Annotated in this window: 23 protein-coding genes; 14 read left to right on the top strand and 9 right to left on the bottom strand. The window is 65.9% G+C overall.

Features of this window, described 5'->3' with window-relative positions:
- Positions 1 to 21 precede the first annotated feature (21 nt).
- On the bottom strand, positions 22 to 759 hold the full coding sequence (locus EDD92_RS18790) for an alpha/beta fold hydrolase (RefSeq protein WP_123965413.1): 738 nt from the start codon (positions 757 to 759) through the stop codon (positions 22 to 24).
- Between the two features lie 62 nt (positions 760 to 821).
- Here EDD92_RS18790 and EDD92_RS18785 point away from each other — a divergent pair, with 62 nt between their 5' ends.
- From EDD92_RS18785 to EDD92_RS18775, 3 genes are all read left to right on the top strand, one after another.
- Positions 822 to 1,250 (top strand): MarR family winged helix-turn-helix transcriptional regulator, encoded by a 429-nt coding sequence (locus tag EDD92_RS18785; protein ID WP_123965412.1) that lies wholly within the window; start codon positions 822 to 824, stop codon positions 1,248 to 1,250.
- Positions 1,251 to 1,388: 138 nt separating this feature from the next.
- Positions 1,389 to 2,912, top strand: coding sequence for a serine/threonine-protein kinase (locus EDD92_RS18780; RefSeq protein ID WP_123965411.1), 1,524 nt, complete (start codon positions 1,389 to 1,391; stop codon positions 2,910 to 2,912).
- 130 nt (positions 2,913 to 3,042) lie between these two features.
- Entirely contained in the window at positions 3,043 to 3,645 is a 603-nt protein-coding gene (locus tag EDD92_RS18775) for a nitroreductase family protein (protein ID WP_123965410.1), read from the top strand.
- Positions 3,646 to 3,654: 9 nt separating this feature from the next.
- Here EDD92_RS18775 and EDD92_RS18770 read toward each other — a convergent pair whose 3' ends face one another.
- Positions 3,655 to 4,074, bottom strand: a complete 420-nt coding sequence (locus EDD92_RS18770) for a pyridoxamine 5'-phosphate oxidase family protein (RefSeq protein ID WP_123965409.1) — start codon at positions 4,072 to 4,074, stop codon at positions 3,655 to 3,657.
- A gap of 152 nt (positions 4,075 to 4,226) precedes the next feature.
- Here EDD92_RS18770 and EDD92_RS18760 point away from each other — a divergent pair, with 152 nt between their 5' ends.
- The 8 genes from EDD92_RS18760 (at position 4,227) to EDD92_RS18725 (ending at position 10,661) form a co-directional block, all read left to right on the top strand.
- Complete coding sequence (locus EDD92_RS18760) at positions 4,227 to 4,430, top strand: hypothetical protein (RefSeq protein ID WP_260326592.1); 204 nt, start codon at positions 4,227 to 4,229, stop codon at positions 4,428 to 4,430.
- Positions 4,431 to 4,474: 44 nt separating this feature from the next.
- Complete coding sequence (locus tag EDD92_RS18755; RefSeq protein WP_123965408.1) at positions 4,475 to 4,936, top strand: hypothetical protein; 462 nt, start codon at positions 4,475 to 4,477, stop codon at positions 4,934 to 4,936.
- Between the two features lie 243 nt (positions 4,937 to 5,179).
- Entirely contained in the window at positions 5,180 to 5,653 is a 474-nt protein-coding gene (locus tag EDD92_RS18750; protein WP_123965407.1) for a hypothetical protein, read from the top strand.
- 115 nt (positions 5,654 to 5,768) lie between these two features.
- Entirely contained in the window at positions 5,769 to 7,370 is a 1,602-nt protein-coding gene (locus EDD92_RS18745) for a peptidoglycan-binding protein (RefSeq protein ID WP_123965406.1), read from the top strand.
- A gap of 31 nt (positions 7,371 to 7,401) precedes the next feature.
- Entirely contained in the window at positions 7,402 to 7,875 is a 474-nt protein-coding gene (locus tag EDD92_RS18740; RefSeq protein ID WP_123965405.1) for a protease inhibitor I42 family protein, read from the top strand.
- Positions 7,872 to 8,294 (top strand): hypothetical protein, encoded by a 423-nt coding sequence (locus EDD92_RS18735; RefSeq protein WP_123965404.1) that lies wholly within the window; start codon positions 7,872 to 7,874, stop codon positions 8,292 to 8,294. The genes EDD92_RS18740 and EDD92_RS18735 overlap by 4 nt, the downstream gene beginning before the upstream one ends.
- Positions 8,295 to 8,896: 602 nt before the next feature.
- Positions 8,897 to 9,835 carry a nuclear transport factor 2 family protein gene (locus EDD92_RS18730; RefSeq protein WP_123965403.1) on the top strand — a complete coding sequence of 313 codons (939 nt, stop codon included), beginning with the start codon at positions 8,897 to 8,899 and terminating at the stop codon, positions 9,833 to 9,835.
- A 265-nt stretch (positions 9,836 to 10,100) separates the two neighbouring features.
- Positions 10,101 to 10,661, top strand: a complete 561-nt coding sequence (locus EDD92_RS18725; protein WP_123965402.1) for a hypothetical protein — start codon at positions 10,101 to 10,103, stop codon at positions 10,659 to 10,661.
- A 448-nt stretch (positions 10,662 to 11,109) separates the two neighbouring features.
- Here EDD92_RS18725 and EDD92_RS18715 read toward each other — a convergent pair whose 3' ends face one another.
- The 3 genes from EDD92_RS18715 to EDD92_RS18705 form a co-directional block, all read right to left on the bottom strand.
- Positions 11,110 to 11,496: a VOC family protein gene (locus tag EDD92_RS18715; protein ID WP_123965401.1), complete on the bottom strand. Its 387-nt coding sequence runs from the start codon at positions 11,494 to 11,496 to the stop codon at positions 11,110 to 11,112.
- Positions 11,497 to 11,664: 168 nt separating this feature from the next.
- Positions 11,665 to 12,735, bottom strand: coding sequence for a hypothetical protein (locus EDD92_RS49880; protein ID WP_185124057.1), 1,071 nt, complete (start codon positions 12,733 to 12,735; stop codon positions 11,665 to 11,667).
- Positions 12,732 to 12,920 carry a hypothetical protein gene (locus EDD92_RS18705; protein ID WP_123965400.1) on the bottom strand — a complete coding sequence of 63 codons (189 nt, stop codon included), beginning with the start codon at positions 12,918 to 12,920 and terminating at the stop codon, positions 12,732 to 12,734. Before EDD92_RS18705 ends, EDD92_RS49880 begins: the two co-directional genes overlap by 4 nt.
- 69 nt (positions 12,921 to 12,989) lie before the next feature.
- Between EDD92_RS18705 and EDD92_RS18700 the strand changes: the two genes are divergently transcribed.
- Complete coding sequence (locus EDD92_RS18700) at positions 12,990 to 13,529, top strand: hypothetical protein (RefSeq protein WP_123965399.1); 540 nt, start codon at positions 12,990 to 12,992, stop codon at positions 13,527 to 13,529.
- A gap of 24 nt (positions 13,530 to 13,553) precedes the next feature.
- On the opposite strand, the gene EDD92_RS18695 is transcribed toward EDD92_RS18700, so the two are convergent.
- Positions 13,554 to 14,588: a hypothetical protein gene (locus EDD92_RS18695; protein ID WP_123965398.1), complete on the bottom strand. Its 1,035-nt coding sequence runs from the start codon at positions 14,586 to 14,588 to the stop codon at positions 13,554 to 13,556.
- A gap of 101 nt (positions 14,589 to 14,689) precedes the next feature.
- Here EDD92_RS18695 and EDD92_RS18690 point away from each other — a divergent pair, with 101 nt between their 5' ends.
- On the top strand, positions 14,690 to 15,265 hold the full coding sequence (locus EDD92_RS18690; protein ID WP_123965397.1) for a hypothetical protein: 576 nt from the start codon (positions 14,690 to 14,692) through the stop codon (positions 15,263 to 15,265).
- Here EDD92_RS18690 and EDD92_RS18685 read toward each other — a convergent pair.
- Both EDD92_RS18685 and EDD92_RS18680 read right to left on the bottom strand, forming a co-directional pair.
- Positions 15,258 to 15,458, bottom strand: a complete 201-nt coding sequence (locus EDD92_RS18685; protein WP_260327314.1) for a DUF397 domain-containing protein — start codon at positions 15,456 to 15,458, stop codon at positions 15,258 to 15,260. The two genes, EDD92_RS18690 and EDD92_RS18685, sit on opposite strands and share 8 nt — an antisense overlap.
- Complete coding sequence (locus tag EDD92_RS18680; RefSeq protein WP_123965395.1) at positions 15,458 to 16,306, bottom strand: helix-turn-helix transcriptional regulator; 849 nt, start codon at positions 16,304 to 16,306, stop codon at positions 15,458 to 15,460. The genes EDD92_RS18685 and EDD92_RS18680 overlap by 1 nt, the downstream gene beginning before the upstream one ends.
- Before the next feature lie 180 nt (positions 16,307 to 16,486).
- Between EDD92_RS18680 and EDD92_RS18675 the strand changes: the two genes are divergently transcribed.
- The gene (locus tag EDD92_RS18675) at positions 16,487 to 17,158 is read left to right on the top strand and encodes an ATP-binding protein (RefSeq protein ID WP_123965394.1); all 672 of its coding nucleotides are present in this window, start codon (positions 16,487 to 16,489) and stop codon (positions 17,156 to 17,158) included.
- Positions 17,159 to 17,170: 12 nt separating this feature from the next.
- Here the strand turns inward: EDD92_RS18675 and EDD92_RS18670 are convergent, their stop codons facing one another.
- The gene (locus EDD92_RS18670; RefSeq protein WP_399185424.1) at positions 17,171 to 20,242 is read right to left on the bottom strand and encodes a DUF3427 domain-containing protein; all 3,072 of its coding nucleotides are present in this window, start codon (positions 20,240 to 20,242) and stop codon (positions 17,171 to 17,173) included.
- Positions 20,243 to 20,323 lie beyond the last annotated feature (81 nt).

The raw sequence follows: 20,323 nt of genomic DNA, 5'->3' as shown, positions 1-20,323 counted from the left end.
ATGACTTCTGACTCGGGCCGTCTACCGAGTCGTCCGCAGGACATGCTCGTCGACAAGGGCAAACGTGGCCTCCGGCTGCTCGATCTGCGGCAGATGCCCGGCCTTGGGGACGACCTCGAGCCGCCCGTTCCCGAAGGCGGCGGCGTACGCGGCCCCATAGGCGGGCGTCACGATCCGGTCGCTCTCGCCCCATACCAACAGCGCAGGCGTCTGCACACGCCCCAGCCGCCGCAGCAGCTTCGGATCGTGCATGTACGGCTCGCCCGCGAGCGTGCGCATGGTGGCCATGTTGGCCTGGCGGACGGCGAGTTGATCAGCGGGCAGCGCGGCAGGGTCGATGTAGTAGCGGTCCGGGTCGTGCCAGGAGAGCTCCGCCGCCGCACGGGGATCGAGGGCGAAGTAGTCCGCGATCGGCTCGGACTCGACGTACACACCGACCGCGTCGATCAGCACCAGCCCGCCGATGCGCTGCCCGGCGTCCCGTACGGCCATCTCGGCCGCGATCCACCCCCCGAGGGAGGACCCGACGACCAGGACGTCGTGCAGGTCGTGGTCCTGGAGGAGCTGGAGGTAGGAGAGGGCGAGGTCGTCGACCCCGGTGCACCAGTCGGGGCGGGGAGTGCCGTCCCAGCCGGGATGTACGGGGGCCAGGACGCGAGCGGCACCGGACAGGTGCTGGGCGATCCCGGCGACGGTGGCGGGGCCTCCGCCGCCGTGGAGGACAAGGACGGGACGGCCGGAGCTGTGATCTGAAGTCATGCCCGAGAGCTTAACTAAAGATGCTTATATAAGCTAGCTTAGTTTTCGGCTAGACTCCCTCCATGCACGCTGACCTGCAACTGCAACTCCTCGGCCGGGCGGTCAAACAAGCCCAGTACCGCCAACACCGCGCACTGGACAGCGCCTTGACCACGGTCGGCACCACCCTCGCCCAGTGGGACGCGCTCCGCGCGATCGCCCGCACGCCCGGCGCATCGGCACGCGAACTGGCCGCGGCCACCTTCCAGACCGAGCAGGCCTTCGGCGCCCTGGTGGGCCGTCTGACCGCACAGGACCTGGTCGAGCGCCGCCCGGGACACGGCCGCCGCATCGAACACCACCTCACACCGGCAGGCGAACGGATCCTGAAGGCCGGACACAAGGTGGCCGACGAGGTGCTGGCCGAGGCCTTCGCACCGCTGCCCGAGCCGGACCGGGCGACGCTGCTGGAACTGCTGCAACGCCTGAACGGAACGGCCGGGAACCCCTGACCGAGCGGCGCTGCGACCCGTTCAGTCGAATGAGTTGCCGAATGAGCTATCGTGCCTCTTCGATCTCCCTCGTTCTCTCTCGTTCGCGAATGGGAAGCACAGAAGGAGAGGTCGGAAGGGGATTCAGAAGGAGACACGGTGTCCGATCTTGGGCGGCTCGTCGCCGGCCGGTATCTGCTGGTCGAGCGGGTGGGCAGCGGCGGCATGGGCACCGTGTGGCGTGCCGAGGACAAGCTGCTCGGCCGCCATGTCGCCGTGAAGAAACTGCACATCCCGCCGCACCTGCACGACGACGAGGTCCGTACCCTCCACGAGCGCACCCGGCGCGAGGCCCGCAGCGCCGCCCGTATCACCCACCCCAATGTGATCGTGGTGCATGACGTCGTCGACGACGAGGGCCTGCCGTGCATCGTCATGGAGTACATCCCTTCGGCCACCCTGAGCGACGTCCTGAAGCGCCGGGGCGCGCTGCCGCCCCATGAGGCCGCCCGGATCGGCCGCGCCATGGCCGCCGCACTGCGCGCCGCCCACAACGCCGGAGTCCTGCACCGGGACGTCAAACCCGCCAACGTCCTGCTCGCCGACGACGGCCGGATCGTCCTCACCGACTTCGGGATCGCCATGGAGTCGGGCACGTCCTCGCTCACCAAGTCCGGCGAACTGATCGGCTCCATCCGCTACCTGGCGCCCGAGCGCCTCAGGGCCTCGAGCACCGGTCCCGGACCCGCCAGCGACCTGTGGGCCCTGGGCGCAACGCTCTACCAGGTGGTCGAGGGCCGCCACCCGTTCCAGCGCGCCACCCCCATCGAAACTGCGTACGCCATTGCAACCGATGCGTACGAGCCCCTGCGCAACGCCGGTGACCTGGCCCCGGTGATCGAGGGCCTGCTCCTCAAGGAGCCGGAACAGCGCATGGACGTACACGAGGTCGAACGCCGCCTCGGCGACGTGACGGTCACCCGAACCGCTCCCCTCGATCCACCCACGCGCCCGGAACCTCTCAGCACCGTCGAGACTCCCTCTCGAAAGGGAGCCGGCAACCGCCGTCGTACGGCGCTGCTGACGGTCTCGGCGGTGGCGCTCGCCGCCTTTGTGGCGGGCGGCGCACTGTGGTGGTTCAAGGGCGGCGCGGATGCCCAGGGCGGCCACGCCTCCCGGGCGACTGCCTCGACCGCGTCTCCGTCTCCGAGTACGAGCCCCACAGTCCCCGCCGTGCCCACCGGCTACCACCTGGTGAAGGCGGACACCGGCATCTCCGTACCCGTGCGGGACGGCTGGACCCGTAAGACGCTGCCCGGCGGCGAGGTCGGCTACATAGACCAGTCCGGCCTGGTGGGCCTGAGGGTCAACGTCGTCCGGTTCGCGGGCGCCGACCCCGTGCAGCACTGGAGCGAGACGGAAGAGGACCAGACCCGTCGGGACAACCCCGGCTACGAACGCGTGCGGATGACCAAGACCACGTTCCGCGGACTGCCCGCCGGGTACTGGGAGTTCACCTTCGACGGCAGAGCCCGCAAGTTCCGCGCGGCGGAACTGGCCTTCGCCGGCGCCGACGGCACGCAGTACGTGATCTACCTCTCCGCTCCGAATGCCCAATGGGGCGAGTACCGGCCGGTGTTCGACACCGCGGCTAACGGGGTCCGGCTGACTTCCGCTGGGTGACGATCGGGTACGGACCCCGGGTGTGGGTCCCAGGGCCGCGCCGCGCTCAGCTCAGGATTCGGACCCGGCTGCGAAAAGGGCAGATCAACAGCCCCTGGTCGCCCGGTAGTTCGTGGCAGGATCCGCCACCATGGAATTCTCCGAGGTGGTCCGTCGTCGTCGTATGATCCGGCACTACTCCGACGAGCCCCTGGCGCCGGAGGTGATCGAGCGCATCCTCGCCTCCGCGCTCCGGGCGCCCTCGGCCGGCTTCTCGCAAGGCTGGGCATTCCTCGCCCTGACCGCCCCCGCCGACCGCGCCCGCTTCTGGCCGTTCGTGCCGACCCGCGTCGAGAACACACCCACCATGCAGGACGCTCCGCTGGTCGTCGTACCCCTGGCCCACAAGGCCGCGTACCTGGAGCGCTATGCCGAACCCGACAAGGGCTGGGAGGACCGCGCCGAGGCTCGCTGGCCCGCACCGTACTGGCACATCGACACCGGCATGGCGGCCCTCCTCATGCTGCTGACCGCGGTCGACGAAGGGCTCGGCGCCTGCTTCTTCGGCATCATGCCGGAGCATCTGCAGCCGTTCCGGGAGGAGTTCGGGGTGCCCGAGGAGTACGCCCCCATCGGCGGGATCACGGTCGGTTACCGAGCCGACGAACTGCCTCCGCAGAGCAACCGCATCGCGGAACGCCGACGCAGCGCGGACGACGTCATTCACCGGGGGCAATGGGGGCGGCACGCCTGAGGAAACCGTTCAGGACAGCGGGATCTCCTGCACCCCGGAGCTGCCCGGGCGGTAGTCGCTGTGGCGCCCCCAGTCCGGCCGGACCCGGACGTAGACGATGTCCGGCCACGCCGCCCGCTCCCGCCCGCTCGGAAACTGCTCGTAGTACGCGGCCACGTCCGGGTCGTCCTGCGTGATCTCGGCTGCCACGCCCTCGAGTTGGACGGTCTGCTCGTCTCCCCAGTCGAACCCGATGACCAGGGCCACGCGCGGCTGCCTGCAGAGGTTGGCGAACTTACGGGAGCCCCGCGTCGTATCGAAGACGAGATCGCCCGTGTCGGTCGCCGCGATCCCGACCACCGCGGCCTGCGGACGGCCGTCGGCCGCAGTGGTGGCCAGGACGGCCAGTCGGCGGGCGCGGGCGAATTGGACGAGGGCGTTTCGGTCCATTCGCCCAAAATATCGGCACGAGGCCCCGTACGGGGCTCAGTACTGGGACCCGTACTGGCTCAGTCGAAGAGCGCGACCCTCGGGGCCACCGTGCCCTTGGCCTGCGGGTTGACGACGGTGAGCCGGTAGACCTGGGTCACGGTCTCGCCCGCGTGCAGCGTGCGACCGTCAAGGCGAAGACCGCCGACCCGGTGGACGCCATGATCCGCATCCACGTCAAGCAGACCGCCCCCGACCTGCGGTCCAACAAGGATCTGGCCTCCATGGTGAAGAAGGGCGACCTGGCCGTGGTCAGCGCCTACTACTCCCTGGACACGGGCCGGGTGGAGGTCCTTACGGGGGCGCCGTCGGCCTGACGAGCTTCCTGCGCTCGCCTGCGCTCGAAGTAACGTCAGGGTGCATGGTGTTACTCCTCACAATCTTCGGCCCGCTCCCGATCACGGTCCTCCTCTTCGCCGTCGGGTCATTCCCGTACTCGTTGTGGGTCACCAGGAGGAAGCCCTCGCGGTCGGCCCGCTGGGCTGTGATCGGGACAGCGGCAACGATCGCCGCCTACGGGGCCGGAACCGTCTACGGGCTCGCCTTCACGAACCCGTTCGACGTATGCGCGGACAGAACCGGCGACGGCGTGTACATGGATGCCGGACGGGACTACCGCCTCACATCGGTGAGCGTGGACAGCTTCCCTCCGTCCATCAACTGCCACTGGGCCAGCGGCCACAGCACCGACATGGTGTGGTTCTGGGTCGCACCCCTGCTGTACGCAGGCCTGGCCTGCGCTGTCGTCTGCTCCGCCCTGCTTCTCATCAACCGCGACGACAAGCACGGAAAGGCTCGGCGCGGCAATGAGATTGATGCGTAGGCGGCTCCTCCGCGTCGGCGACGCGGGCCGAGCTGAACCCCGATCCGTACGCCCGTGCCCGCAGCCTCTACCTCGACCTGGTGCAACTCACCGTCGGACGGGAAGCGGAACCGCCCTGCACGCACGCTACTCGGCCCGCACGGAGGGCCACGTGCTCATGACACGAGATCCGGTATCGTCTCTGGTCAGAAGGCCTGGATCGCCACGGGGGTGTTCGGCCGTTCAGACCAGGGGGCGGTGAGCATGTCCGGTGCGGGCTCGGACGGCTACAGGATCCAAGCGAGCGGCATGGACGGCGAGGCCGGAACGCTCGACCGGGCAGGCGACGACGTCGGCGCCATCCGCAAGGCCGTGGAAGACCACATGTGTTACTCACCGGACGCCCTCGGCGGCTCCGACTCCGGCCCCGCGTACGACAACTTCGCCGCCGCCTGGCAGGCCGAGGCGAAGACGCTGGAAGCCGCGCTGCACGAACTCGCGGACAAGGTCGGCATCTCCAAGCAGAACTACGTGAACGCCGACCACGACACCATCCTCGCGCTGCAGTCCACCGGCGCCGACGACGGCCTGACGACCATGCCCGCACCCGCCGCTGCCCACCCGGGGACGACCACGGGCCTCACCCCGGGCACGCGCCCCGCCGCCCTCGGCGGGCCGCCCATCGGCACCCAGCCTGCCCCGGGCGCGCGTCCGCCGAGCCTCGCCGACTTCGACTGACGGACCGGCACACACCACACAGACCGACACACCCGGCGGCCGCGCGCACCCGGCCGACGTGTGTGCTTCCACCTGGCACCTGACACCTGAGCAAGGACAGCGGGGCTCTCACCACATGGCTGACGCAGGCGAATCCACCACCGACCGCAAGGAAAAGATCGACCGTTACACGGGAGACCTCGCGACGGCGGACAGCAAGAACGAGGTCCTTGAGGCCATCGGCAACCTCCTCGGTGTCTCGTCGCCAGTCGGTTCCCCGAGCACCCTGGACGCCATCGCCCAGCGCTACAAGAGCCAGGCCGACAATGCCGCGGACGTACAGCACCGGGTCGAGAAGGTCGCCGCGTCAGGGCTTCCGTCGGTGTGGGTGGGCAGCACCGGCGCCAAGGCGGCCGAGGTGGTGGCAGCAGCCGGCCGTTCCGCCGAGCAGATGGCCGAGGCGTTCCGTAAGGCGTCCAAGACCCTCTACGACCTCTGTGACGCGCTCACCTCCGCCCAGTCCAAGGACGGCGACGGCCGCGAGCAGCTGCGCAAGGCCCGCACGATGCTGGGCGGCGACGACGGCTTCTTCGACGACATGGTCGAGACGGACGACGAGGAAGCCGACCGCAAGCGGGCCCAGGACGTCGCGGGAACGGGGGCCAACCTGCTCTACGCCGCCGCGCAGGAGGCGGACGACGCGGCGCGGACGGCGGCGCGGGAGCTCAACAAGTACGCGGCCGAGGCCCGTGCCGGGCACATGCACACCGACAACATCTCCGCCGCCGACCGCCTCGTCCTCGCCGACGTCGGCGTGTTCGGCGGCCCGCAGGAGCAGAACGAACTCCTCACAGCGGGCGACCTCGAACGCTCCGGCCGCTTCATGGAGAAGATGAACCCGCAGGACCAGGCCCGCTTCGAGCAGATGCTCGCGGACGCCAAGACGCCGCAGGAGCGGGCGTACCTGGTCAAGGCGCTGGCCGCGGGCTATGACGTGGACCAGGTCGGCCAGTTCCGCGACAAGATCCACGGCAAGGACCCGTACTGGCTTCAGCAGCACCTCAGCCCGATCGTCACGGCCGGCGACAGCAAGGCGGACGAGGGGCTCAACCCGGACGGGTCGAACCGGAACACCGACTACCAGTGGTTCGGCGACGAGAAGTGGTCCCAGGAGGGCAACACCTGTGTGCCGTCGAGCACCGTGACCGCCCGCGCCATGGTCGATCCCCTCTACGCACTGGAGTTGACCGGCGGACCGTCCGGTCAGGAGAACGACCCCGACGCCTTCCGCCACCGTCTCCACGACGAACAGCTGCGCCTGCATGAGGAAGGCGACGGCGACTACCTGCACTGGTGGTCCGACGTTCCGGACGGAATGGACAGCGACGGGCAGAACGAGATCGCCAACGACGAGATCAGCCCGCACACCGGCAGCAAGTACGAGTACCAGCAGGTCCGCGGCGCGGACGAGCGCCGTGACGTACTGCCGGACATCGAGAAGTCCGTCGCCGAGGGCAAGCCCGTCCCCTTCGAGGTGGAGGGGCACGAGAAGGACGGCAGCCGGGTCGGACACCAGATGATGGTGATCGGCCAGGAGGGCGACATGCTGGAGATCTACAACCCGTGGGGCCAGACGACCTGGGTCAGCGAGGACGACTTCGTCAACGGCCACATGGACAAGGCCTCCGACTCCCGCATGCCCGACGCATACGCCGTCCACCTGCCCGCCGACCGATGACCGACCGCCAGCCGACCGACAAGTGAGCGTCATGACCAGCGCCCTGCGCCGACTCGCCCTTCCCGCCCTGCTGATGACCGTGCTCGCGGGCTGCGGCAGGACCGGGCCGGACACCTACGAACTGGGTGACAAGAACATCCAGGTCGATGCGGGGAAGGAGTTCAGGCTGTCCGTTCCGGTCGACACCGCGATGGGGGAGTGGTGGTACCTGACATCGCCGAAGCCCGACCCCGACGTCGTCCGCAGGACGGGCAAGCAGGAGGAGATCAAGGCCGACGACGACGCCGTCGGCAGCGGGAGCGGCACGGATTCCTTCGACTTCAAGGCCGTCGGGCCGGGCACCACGAAGATCCGGCTCATCCAGTGCCCGGTCGGTGCCTGCGCCGGCGGCGGCGATGCCGGCGGTCCCGTCACCCCGTCTCCGGTCCCCAGCGGCAGCCCCACCCCTCAGAAGAAGTACCGAGCCACCATCCACACGTACACCGTCACCGTGAGGAAGCCATGACCTCCGCGCCGCAGACCCCGCCCCCCGGCCGGACCGACGACGAACTCGCGCAGTCGGACATCCCGGCGATGCTGCGCTACGGCCTCTCCTTCGCCGGACCGCACCGCACCGCCCTCTTCGGCGACGGCGCGGTGGGCGCCGCCGTCCTGCTGGACCGGCTCGGCATCCAGCCGCGGGCGGTGGCCTTCCTCGCCAAGGTGGTACGCAGCGGGGGCGTCCGGTACGCGGCCGAACTGCCCGAACCGGTGCCGGGCGAGGAGGCGGTGTCCATGGTGCGCGCATGGCTGGAGTCCGCGGCCACCGCCGCCAACGGGATCGACGGCGACGAGGAGACCGCCCGCTGGATGGAGGCCGTCGCCGAACTCCTCGGCCTCCGGCACGCCCACCGCGCTCGGGCGGCCGGGGCGAGTAGTTCATGAAGCGTGCGTCTGCCGCTTGGGCCGCCCTGGCTGCGGGTATCGCTTTGGCGGGATGCACCGGTCACCCGGCAGACCAAGCCACCGCTGGTGCTCACCCGCGCACGACGGCCAAGCCGACCCATACGGCATCGGCTCCGCTTGTGACCGCCTCCGGGACAGGGCTGCGCCTTGTCGCCGGTACCCCCGTCCACTTCGGTGCCGACAGCACGCCGGGAGTGGCCGGGAAGCTCGTCTTGACGTGCCAGGGTGAGGGGCTGTTTCGTCTCCAGCCATCCGAGGGGCAGGCCTCAGACGTACAGTGCGGCGGCTCTTTGGAGTTGCAGACCGATCCCGGCGGCACCATGTTCACGGCCTCCACCACGAGCAAGTCAGCAATGACGCTGGACTGGACTCTTGAGCCGATGGCGCGTTGATTCCCTGGCTCCAGCATTTGATCGTCTGGCGTGAAGCAGGCTGAACGGAGCACCAGTCCCGGCTACTTGAAGCCGGGCCCTTGCCCACAGCCCCTGGGCAACCACTCCCTTGACACTAACTGGAAGTTAGTGCTTTCCTGTGGAAAGTTTTAGCTTGAAGTTTCAATATTCAGCCTCACGGGAGCCCCCATGCCCACCACCACGCCTGTCCGCAGGGCGCTTGTCGCCGTAGTCGCATCGGCCGCCCTGCTCGGCGCGGCCGCCGTACCGGCAGTCGCGGCACCGCACACCGCCTCCGCCGGTCGCGCCGGTTCCTTCGACCACGGCGACTCCGCCCGCCTCGCCTACCAGAAGGCGGTCGCCGTACGGGTGTTGAAGGGCGTCTTCGAGAAGGGAGACGTCAGCGTCGTCGACCGGTACGTACGGTCCGACTACATCCAGCACAACCCGGGGGCGGCGGACGGCGCGGAGGTGCTGAAGAACCTCGGCACGGCCGTGCACAAGCAGTTCCCCGAGGCCAGGTACGAGGTCGAGCGGGTCATCTCCGAGGGCGACCTCGTGCTCGTGCACTCCCACGTGGTGCTGACGCCCGGCAGCCGGGGCTCCGCGGTCTTCGACATCTTCCGCTTCCAGGACGGGAAGATCGCCGAGCACTGGGACACCGGCCAGCAGGTGCCGGAGAAGACGGCCAACGGCAACGACATGTTCTCGACGGTGAGCTGGCCGCGGACGCAGCAGCCGACACAGCACTTCCTCACCGAGTACAACAAGAAGCTGGTCGTGAAGGCCTTCGACCAGCTCCTCGTCGACAAGGACGTCTCTGCGATCGACCGGTACTGGGGGCCCGAGTACCAGCAGCACAGCACGAACATCCCGAACGGGGTGGACGGCGTGAAGGCCGGGCTGGGGGCCTACTTCAAGGCGTTCCCCCAGCTGGAGGTGGAGCCCAAGCGGGTCATCGCCGAGGGTGACCTCGTGGCCGTCCACAGCCACTACATTCCGGCGCCGGGGGAGCGGGGTCAGGCGATCGTGGATCTGTTCCGGGTGCGCTGCGGGAAGATCGTGGAGCACTGGGATGTGATCCAGGACGTGCCGGCCACCTCGGCGAACGACAACACGATGTTCTAGAGCCTCGCCTCTCCCTCTCCGTCGAGGAGTGGGCCTTGATCGCGAAGCCTACGGAAGCCCTGCTTGATGCAGGCTGAACGGAGCGCACGCCCCGGCTACTCGGAGCCGGGGCGTTGCCGTTCGATCAGAAGAGGCACGGCCACCCCTCAATGTCATGCTGCGAGTGGCGTCGTGGGTTCGCTCTACCACTTCGTGCCCGTTCGCCAGTGGCCTGGTCCAGCGACGACGGTTGCCCGAAGCGCCGGAAAACCGGTGGAGCCGTCGGGTGGTGGGGCTGCCCGTCCCCTTCACCGCGCTCTTCTACTGCATGTCGGGCGGCATGCCGCGCGACCTCCTGCGGATGGCGCGCGCCGCCGTCTCCTACGTCACCTACGTCTCGCCGCAGCAGGCCCACACCCTTGCCGACGTTGCCGTCAGCCTGGTGAACCGCGAACTGGACCGCGTAGCCAACGCCGCCGGCGGCCCCGCGGAGCCGACGGAGCTCGCACAGTTCTTTCGCGCGGACGTGATCGCCGAACACGGCGGACTCGGCGGACTGGGTCGCGTGATCCACGAGCAGGCCGGGACGACCGGCGACCGCGCCCGCATGGGCGCGACGCTGGCCAACCGCGCCTACCACCTGGACACGGTGCTGAGGTTCTTCACGACGGACCTCGACCGAGACCGGATCACCAGGGCCTCGGCCCCCGCTTTCTCCGGTTCCTTCTCGGCCCTCGCGCGAGCCCATCGCGAGATCGGCACGGCCGACACGCTGGCCCGGTCCACACTTCGACGGTTCAGAGAGGCTTGGTCGTTGCCGTTACCGCCTGCCATACCTCCCGTCTAAGTGAGGAGACTCGTGGGACGGAGACTCGCGGGACTCGGCGGAAGGGGCGATGGTACGGCGGTCACCGTGCCCTTCCTCCACGGTCGGCCGCAGCCCCTGCGCAGAGATCGGACAACGTAATCCTGCCCGTGATCAGGACATCGTGATTCGCAAAGAGAGCGGTGAGTACAAAACGGCGATGAATGTACGCCGTCCACGTGGCGCCCCGCAGGTCGGTGTAAGCGCTGACCATCCGGGCGCGGCTCGCCTGGGTGAGGATCCAACGGGCCTGTTCCCCATCGCTGCATTCGCATCGGATGCGGCGCTGTAGTCACCCCTGGAACGGGCATTCGTCCTGCGGACGCAAATACCGAGGCATGTACCACACGCCTGCGCTGCGCTTGGTTCCGCTGGAAGTTCTGTAAGGCTGTAACTCCGGTGCCTTGAGTGAGGGCCACGCCCAACCGACCTACGCCTGCTCCTTGTACACGGCTTCGATGTTGTTGCCGTCCGGGTCGTCCACGAACGCGCAATAGGCGCGGTACTCAGGCCAAAGCCGGGGTTCGTACCGGGACGTGCCACCAGCGGTCAGGGCGGCCTCATAGAAGGCGTCAACCGAGGCTCGGTCGCGTGCGGTGAACGCGATGTGTGCGCCCCGGGTCACCGTGGCGTCGCCCGCGGGGTACAGACCGAAGGATGGAGTGTCCAGCTCCTCTTCCCAGAACTCCGCTCCGCCGTCAGCCGCTTCCCCGACAACACCGAGAGGCTTGAGCGCGGCAGTGTAGAAGCGGGTGCTCGCCTCGAGGTCCGAGGCGATGAAGGTGACGTGGTGAATGAAGGGCCATCGTTGTGTCATGACCGCGCAGTCTACGAGTGCCGACGTCAAGGTCTGGCGCCGGGCTTGATGTAGCACCGCGTACGTCGACCCTGGCGGCGGCCGGCATTCTCGGGGGACGGAATGCAAGCCCGAGTCTGGTCCAACCTTGCGATGCAGGCTCGCCTCCTCAACCGCGACAGGGAGGCCTTACGGATCGGCCGTGCGGCGGTCGAAACGCGTCAGGCGAGGACCGATCCGTGGTTGATGTCCCTGCTCCACTGCCGTCAGGCGGTCGGCCATGCGCGAACCGGAGACCGCACGCGTGCTCAGCGTTCCCTTGCTCGCGCCGAGACGGCTTACGAGCGAACCCAAGGCCAGCCCGTTGCATGGCTGTCCTTCCTCACCCCTGCAGAACTGACGGGTCTGGCAGGGGCAGCGCATCGGGCCCTCGGACAGCACCGGCGAGCCGAACACCTCACGGCTTCTGCGCTCCAGATGCTTGAACCGCGTTTTGAGCGCAATCGGGTCTACTACACAGCCCAACACGCTCAGGCTCTCCTCGGCGACGGAGACGTCGAGCACGCTGCTGATCGAGCGGGCGAAGCCGTCGCCTCGGCAGGACGAGTTCAAAGCGAGCGCATCCGGGACAAGCTCGGCGACTTGCGGCGGCACCTCCAGCGGGACGAGTTTCTCCCAGGCGCCCTGGCAACTCCTTGCCTCCCAGAATGGTGTTCCTGCTGTGCTGGTCTCCTCCGGGTACGTGCGGTGCAGCTGCGCGGCGAAAACATCCTTGACCGGGGTGGCGATCTTCAGTTCGCGGACCACTTCGGGGACACGGGCGACGGTGACATGCGGAAGTCGACCAACGGGTGCTTCGACCGTGTCGATCGTGTAGACAGGTTCTTCGTCGTCAGAGTCGTACAGGCGTGCCCGTGTGATCCGCCCGTCTTCCGTAGTCAGCCAGTACGCGCTCACTGGCACCGACTCGGCGGGAAAGAGCACCACGGCACCTGCCGCCTGGGCGAAGGCGGACGCCAACTCGCGTTCGTCGGGCTGTGGTTGCACGGAGTCTTGGACATAGATGTCCAGAGACGTGGACACGTCGCCGAGCACTGTCTTCTTCTCGCAGAGCACCAGCGCGTCCCAGTTACGCAGCTGCTGGTCGGTGTCCTCGTCGGCGACATCCACATCCTGCTCGCGCACATGCAGGCACTGCGCGAGTACCGCAGTGACGGCGTTGAGGCCCAGAGGCTCCACGGTGAGGAGGTTGTACGTCATGGTCGATAGGTCCCGTTGTAGATGTCCAGGGCCTTCTGCACGATCCCTGGGTTGTTTGTGAAGCGCGGGTCGCGAGTCACCTGGGGTGCTGCACTGATGTCGCCGTTGGCCTTGGAGATCTGCTGGAGGGCGGCGTACTCGTTCCGGTCGAGCTTGGCGATGCCGTTGCGGCTGTCGGGGAACACCCTGCCCGAGGGTTCGACTTCATACAGGCGCCCTTCCCACTTCAGGCGCCGTCACGAGAAGATGCAGCCATGAATCTCGGTTTGACGTGGACTTGGAATAGCGAAATTAGAACATCTGACATTGTCGCAATCGTGGCACTGGTGCTAGCGATCACCACAGCCAGCTTTGCATATCGCCAGCTCAGGGTGGCCAGGGTCAACATCGAAAACGTGCGCAAGCAACTGTCTGAGACCTCCCGCACAAACAGGGCCAGATTCTTGTTTGACGTCGTAAAGTGGTATCTGGACGATAAAAGTCTACGCGAGATGTTTTATCGCCTAGACTACGGGCAATGGGTATTTGACCCTCGCACGTTCCCTATGAGCGACGAGGAACCCGTGATCGATCATTTGCTCTTCGTGTACGACATTGTCGGCTACTATGCGGAGGCAGGTGTGATCGACGAAGAAGAGCTACCACTCATTAGATTTGAAGCTAGCCAAGTCCTCCGTAACGCAGAAATCGTAAAGTATCTCACTTGGCTTGACTCCGAATATGAGAAGGTTGGAGTGGCCGGCGAGGCATACGCACATGCGCGGAAACTGTCCGGAAGGATCACGCATTCGTGACGCGAATGGAAGGGCCATGAGACACTAGGCGGGCACGGGGCAATCCAAGCACCGGAAAGCTCGAGGGGTGCCGCCTGAGGTTGTGGTGCTTGCCTCGAACTCAGAGAAGCCGCCGCTCCCGTTGCGATACACCACGCCAATCCCGTGTTCGGCCAGCAGGTTACGGAGGTCCTCGCGGGGGAGCTCGGGCGTGAGGACCATCAGGTGGAGTGGCTGGCTGTGAGCGATGCTTCGCAAGTGGTGGCGTGCTAGGAGGAGTTGAGCCATGGCATCGGCTATCGACTCGCTGGCTGCACTCCCTGTCGGTTCGTAGACCGTGTTACTCGTTGGGTTGTAGAGCTCGAGCATGAGTTGAGACGTTGCGTCGCGCATGGACACCTCTAGCTGGCCGATCGTTTCCCCTGCAGCTATAGAGCTCTCTTCGAAGGTGTCCGCCAGGTCATCGCGAGCAGCAGCCACGTGGTCAACGTCGGACAACTGGCCCCGCTGACGTTTCTGACGTCGGTAGGTGCGGGTGAGCTTGGCCGCGGTGCGGTTGAACCGGGAGCGGGGATGAGTGGCGCGGGGGAGGGTGTCCTCATCCCGCCGGATGTACAGGCCGGTGGGGCGTAAGCGGAAGACGATTACGTTGCGATCTGCGCCTAATTCATCCTTTGCTTCCCGTATTTCGAACGGCTTGCGCTCATCGACCTTGAATTCCCCTATGTATCTATGTGTCCGGGTATCGCTTCCGCGGACCTTGCCCACGGCGATGAATAGGTGCAGGGTGCGACCCTTGTCGATGTGCTCCAGGATCGACTTGTTGCCGCCCTCTAACGCTTGATCTCCGCGCTTTCCGACTCCGGTATAGGTGAATATGGGGCCGATGTCGTCATCCTCGGCCAGCCACCCATCGCGGTACCCGAAGCGCTCGCCGACCTTGCTGTCGGAGAAGATGAGGACGTTCCTCTTCTCGACTGCTGGGCAGATTCCGGCGAAGCCGGCCCCGCCAAGTACGGGATGTATTTCTGCGCGCGTGAGGATCTGGCCGGGGCGAAACCCGGACGTGTGGGTCGTCATGATCCGAGGCTAGTCGTTTCACTGGGCACAGAGTGGCAGATCTGACGCACGTTGCTCGTGATGGCGTTGTGATGGCGTACGGCCCAGGTGAGGATGGTGCCATGGGTGACGCGACGGCGACGGTCTTAGCAGCTGGCATCGGTCTCATAGCAGCAGCCATCGGGGCTGTGATCGCGGGGAGGTATGCCGAGCGGGGAGCAAAGGTCGGTGGGCGCAAGGCTGTTGAGGCTGCGCTCGCACAGGTTCACGGGGAAGCGGCAGCAGAGCACTGGCAATGGGTGCGTAGCCAGCGGTACCAGTCCTTCGCCTCTCTCCTTGCGGCCTACACGGCCCTTGATGAAGTGCTCGCACGCATCACACCTGAGGTCAGGGATGGAGCCCCACTTGATGTCGCAACTAGAGATGAATTGCGTCGGGCCGCGCTGGAAATGCAAGACAAGACAAGCCTATTGGCGTTATGGGGACCGGATGAGGCAAGGGCGCTGGCATACGCCTTGACGCGGAAGTCAGTTACAGCGGTCAGTTCCATGCTTCAAGGGGGGCGAGCAACTTCCGCAGGCCAGAGCCGCGACTGGTCGAACTATGAAGAGGCGAGAAGTGGCATGACCGAGGCCTATGCCACCTTCCTCCAGAGGGCCGGTGAAATAATTCGCGATCCTATGCAGACTGTTAGTTAATTCGACCTGCTGTCTGGGCAATTGTGCCTATGAAGTTCTTCCAGGTGGCCGCACTGAGCGTGAGGTGCGGCCCCGAGATGATCTTCGAGTCGCGCACTGCAATGACCCCGGCGAGCGCGGCCATCTCCAGGCACTCACCCCCCATGCCGTTGCTATAGCTGCTCCTGCGCCATGGGGTGCTCGACGACGGCATCATCGGGAGTGCTCCTCCAAGAGTTTCGTGATCAGCCAGACTGATCGTTGCGGGCTGAGAGCCAAGGCCCTGAGGTGGTCGAACGCCTTCGTGTAGAGGGTCACGTCCTTGGGTTCTTCGAGGTAGACCGAGTCGGTCAGTCCCTCTCGGTAGACCACGTCTGGGTCCTCCTGCTCTGGAAAGCCGAGGATCGTGAACGACCCCGTGGTGGGATAGGCGCCCGCGTCGAACGGCAGGACCTGGACGGTCACGTTCCTCAACTTCTGGATTTCCAGCATACGTTCGAGCTGGCGGGTCATGACCTGGCGGCTGCCGACCGTGTGCAACAGCGCACTCTCGTGGACGACTGCCCATAGATCAGGGGCGGTCTCGCTGGTGAGGAGCTCTTGTCGCCGCATCCGGACGTCGACCATGCGCTCAATGTCCTCGGGGGTGTGATCGACCCATGCGCGGCTCAGCTCGGATGCGTACTCGTCCGTCTGTAGTAGGCCGGGGATGAACTCGGCTTGATAGGTGTGCAGCTCGGAAACGGCCTGTTCGAGGCCGACGTACACAGAGAACCAGGCAGGGATCGCATCGCTGTGCCCGTGCCACCACCCCTTCGTCTTGGACTCCTTGGCCAGCGACTTCAGGAGATCACGCAGTTCGTCGGCAGTCCCGTAGAAGCGGCACAGGGCGTCGACATCCGAAGGTTGGACGCGCCCTTGTCCCGTCTCCATGCGGTTGACCTTGGAGCTGCTCCAGTCCAGCTCCTTGCCTACCTGGCTGCAGGTCAGCCGGCTCTCTTCGCGTAGTCGCTTGAGCTCGATTGCAAGACGGCGACGGCGAGCGGTAGGCGATCCAGCCATGGCAACTCCTCGCGAGGTAGCGGAAGTTCCATCCCATCGGAAGGGGCGCGAAAGGCCAATCACCCTATAGGGGGAATCCCGTCGTGCACGTTGCACGACGGGACAAGCGCTGCAACTCTGTTACTGAGAGTCATTGGTTGGAGCACCGTGCGCTACAAAGCGCGGGAAAGGTGGTCGAAGATGATCTACGTAGGCCGTGGCGTCGGGCGAGAGTCCTGGGTGCACACGTTCGTTGCCCAGCCAGGTGAACTCTCTGAATTACGGAGGACCTTGAAGCTCCGCCTCATCCTGTGGGGGTTCTCCGATCATGTAGACGCGGCACAGATCTGCGTATCAGAGCTGGTAACCAACGTCATCCAGCACGTCGGGGAGGGAGTGCCCACCACGCTCCGTATGGCGCTCAACGAGCCGTATCTGCGCTTGGAAGTTGAGGATCCCGATACGCGGGCATTGCCCACCCTGCTCTCTGCCAGTAATGCGCTGGAGTCGGGACGAGGAGTAGCGCTCGTCGACACCCTGACGGATCACCGCTGGGGCGTGTTCCTCCGAGGGAACTCGAAGGTGGTGTGGTGTGAGCTCGCTACGGACACTTCCGTCGCCTGTGGTTCGACGAACGGCCCTCGTGTCTCACGGGCCGGGGCGATTCTCGACCTGTACGGATCGTGGCAACTGCCCCATGGGAGAGCCATGTCCCACGGGAGCAGCGTGCTCGGCGTGGCGGCGGCAGAGGAGGCCGCCATCGGGGTCATGGCCGACGTACTGCACTGGCTGCATGCACACGGGCATGACCCCGATGATGTACTCGACCGGGCGCAGACTCACTTCGAGGCTGAGATCGGTGAGCCGGTGTGAGGGCTGAGTTGGCTAGCCCGCCGTGATACCCGAGTACGACCACACATCCGCTGGCAGCTGTTCATGCAGCTGCCAGGTGATGGCCATGGGCTTGCTGCCCTCGTGCCGGACATACGTCGCCGGGCCAAGCAGCATCCACGGTTGGGCCTTGCCGATGTCGGTGTCTTTATAGCGCCGCATGAACAGCAGGACGTGGCTTCCGCGCTGCTTGTGCTGCTGGTAGCGCAGACCTGTGGGAGACGTGGCTGCGGTCGTGCTCTGTGACTCCCAGTGGAAGAGGGAAGGGCTCAACGCGTAGTCCTTGTACCGGACGGTGGGGGAGAAGTCCTTCTCGTTCTTCTCGAGGGTGATCAGTAGTGCGTCCGTTTGGTTCGGCTCGTCCCACAGGACGCCCTGTGCAAAGGATGCGGGCATCTGACCGCCGAGGCGGGCGACACCAAGCGCCGCCAGGATCTCCGAGCGGTTGTATGCGCTGTGGATCTTCAGGGGGATGTGGGCGTGCGGACCCTCCAGAGGGAGGGGGAAGTGGTCGGCTTGCCCGATGACATGGTCGAGTACCTGTCGCAGTTCGCTACGGAAGGCTCGCTGCTCGCGGAGCGATTCAAGCCCTTCCGCGTAGGAGTTGAACCCTCCGGCCTTGTCCCAGAGGTTGAAGAACAGCATGCGCGCGTACGTTTGGTCCTTCGCGCTCAGCGAGTCGTACGTCGGCGCGTCATCGCGCAACAAGCGCATGTATGCATCGGCGCGTTCGCGGTCGTCGACGTGCAAGAACGCGTGCACACGCTTCAACAGGTCCTCTTCCCCGGCCTGTTCAGGAAGGTCAGCCAGTCCAGCGCGGCGTAGGACTGTCGTCCATGAATTGCTCGACTTATACAGCTCCCGGATTTCACGCCGACTCTCCTTGAGGTAGTCGGCGAGGACCGGGGTGTCGAAGGCCCTCACTTCCTTGGCGAGGGTCTGGACGGTCGCCTTGATCTGGGTGCGAATGTTGTCCAGCACCAACTGCTTGGACTTGCCCTCAAGGATGATCTGGCAGCCGGAAGGCAACAGAGGGAAGTCGTGCTCGGCGTGCTCAAGGAGCCGGTTGCGCGACAGGTTGGTCATCGCGCGGAACTGCTCTTCGAACCGGAACTCGGCACGATGCTGGCCGATGAAGTCGAGCACAGTGAGTACGGGCTTGTCCGGGGTCCGGCGCAGACCTCGACCGAGTTGCTGAAGGAAGACAGTGGCGCTGTTCGTGGGGCGCAGGAGGAGGATCGTATCGACGTCGGGGATATCCAAGCCCTCGTTGAAGAGGTCTACGGAGAAGATGACTTGAATCTCTCCCGCCTTGAGCTGGGATAGAACGTGGTCACGGACCTCAGGCTTGGACGCGCTGTCCAAGGCTTCCGCCTTGATGCCTGCGTCCTGGAAGCACTTCGCCATGAAGTGAGCATGTTTCCTGCTGACGCAGAAGCCGAGTGCTCGCATGTTCGTCGGGTCGGACACTTTGTCTCGCACCTGCTTGATGACGATACGGGCGCGCGCAAGGTCCCCGGAGAACAAGTTGCCGAGCTGGCTCTGGTCGTACGTACCCGAGCGCCAATTGAGGCGGGTGAGGTCCGTGCCGTCGGGCACACCGAAGTAGTGGAACGGGCAGAGGAGGTCGTTGTCGAGGGCCTCCCACAGCCGCATCTCGGCGGCGATTCGGCCATCGAAGAACTCGTCCTGCACATTCAGGCCGTCTGCCCGCTCGGGAGTCGCGGTCAGGCCGAGGAGCTGCTTCGGCTTGAAGTGGTTGAGAACGCGGCGATACGTCGCAGCCGTAGCGTGATGGAACTCGTCGATGACGATGATGTCGAAGTGTTCCGGGTCGAACTGGTCGAGTCGCTGATCGGTGAGCGACTGAACGCTGGCGAAGACGTGCTTCCAGTCACGTGGTAGCGCGCCGCTGAAGAGCACTTCGCCGAAGGACGCATCGTCGAGCACTTCGCGGTACATACGGAGCGACTGCCTCAGGATCTCCTTGCGGTGTGCCACGAAGAGAAGCCGTGGGTACTCCCTGACGCCCCATTCCTTGTGCAGGTTGCGGTAATCGAGGGCGGCCATGACCGTCTTACCCGTACCGGTCGCAGCGACAAGCAAGTTGTGGTGGTGACCGCGTAGCTCACGCTCGACTCGTAGTCGCTCCAGCATGTCGGCTTGGTGCGGGTGTGGGCGAACCTCAAGGCCCGAGAGGCTGATCTTGGCGTCTTGGCTGGACGGCGAACCGCCCGCAACGATCAAGGCGTCATCCAACTTGCGGGCGTCGCGATCGGGGTCGTACGACTCGAAAGCGATGTCATTCCAGTACGCGTCGAAGGTGGCCTCGAATTTGTTGAGCACGACTGGAGTGGCCACGGATGACAGGCGTACGTTCCACTCCAGGCCGTCGAGCAGTGCGGCCTTCGAGAGGTTGGAGCTGCCTACGTACGCCGTGTCGAAACCGCTCTTCCGTCGAAACAGCCAGGCCTTCGCGTGGAGGCGGGTCGAGCGCGTCTCGTAGTTGACCTTTACCTCGGCGCCGAAGTCGCGGACGAGCCGGTCGAGTGCGTGGCGGTCGGTTGCGCCGATGTAGGTGGTTGTGATGACTCGGATGGGGACGCCGCGTTCCGCGGCGGCACGGAGAGAATCTTCGAGAACGCGCAGGCCGTACCACTTCACGAAAGCGCAGAGGAGATCAATGCGGTCTGCTGTCGCTAGCTCAGCGCGCAGCTCACTGCCGAGGCTCGGATCCTCGGGGGAGTTGGTGATGAGCGCGGTTTCCGATAGCGGCGTGAGTGGGCGTACCGCGTAGACACCGGGGGCTTCCCGCTCGGCGAGTGCCAACAGTTGCCGGGGTCCATCGGTAATGGTGCCTATGACTTCGTCCACATCCGGGTCTGGTGCGTGAGCGGCCAATGACTGCAGGATCTGGTTGGCAACGGTCACCCGCTTGTCCTGGGGCAGTTGACTGAGCCTGCGCCCCACGGCCTCGCTGATGTGGCGTGCCAGCACGTGGGGCGCGGACTCTTCGCTGACCTCTTCGTCGATTGCCTTCCAGCCCGCGGCTTCGAATCGCTCCATCCGGTCATGCAGAGTCCGCGTGATGAGTTGCTCGTAGACACCTGCGACCGGCTGCGCCGGGTCCCCCGATTCCGCCACGAC

It is taken from the genome of Streptomyces sp. TLI_185 (genome assembly GCF_003814765.1).
Taxonomy (GTDB): Bacteria; Actinomycetota; Actinomycetes; order Streptomycetales; family Streptomycetaceae; genus Streptomyces.
The sequence above is the reverse complement of the archived record's forward strand: the minus strand, read 5'-3'. Positions and strand labels throughout refer to the sequence as shown.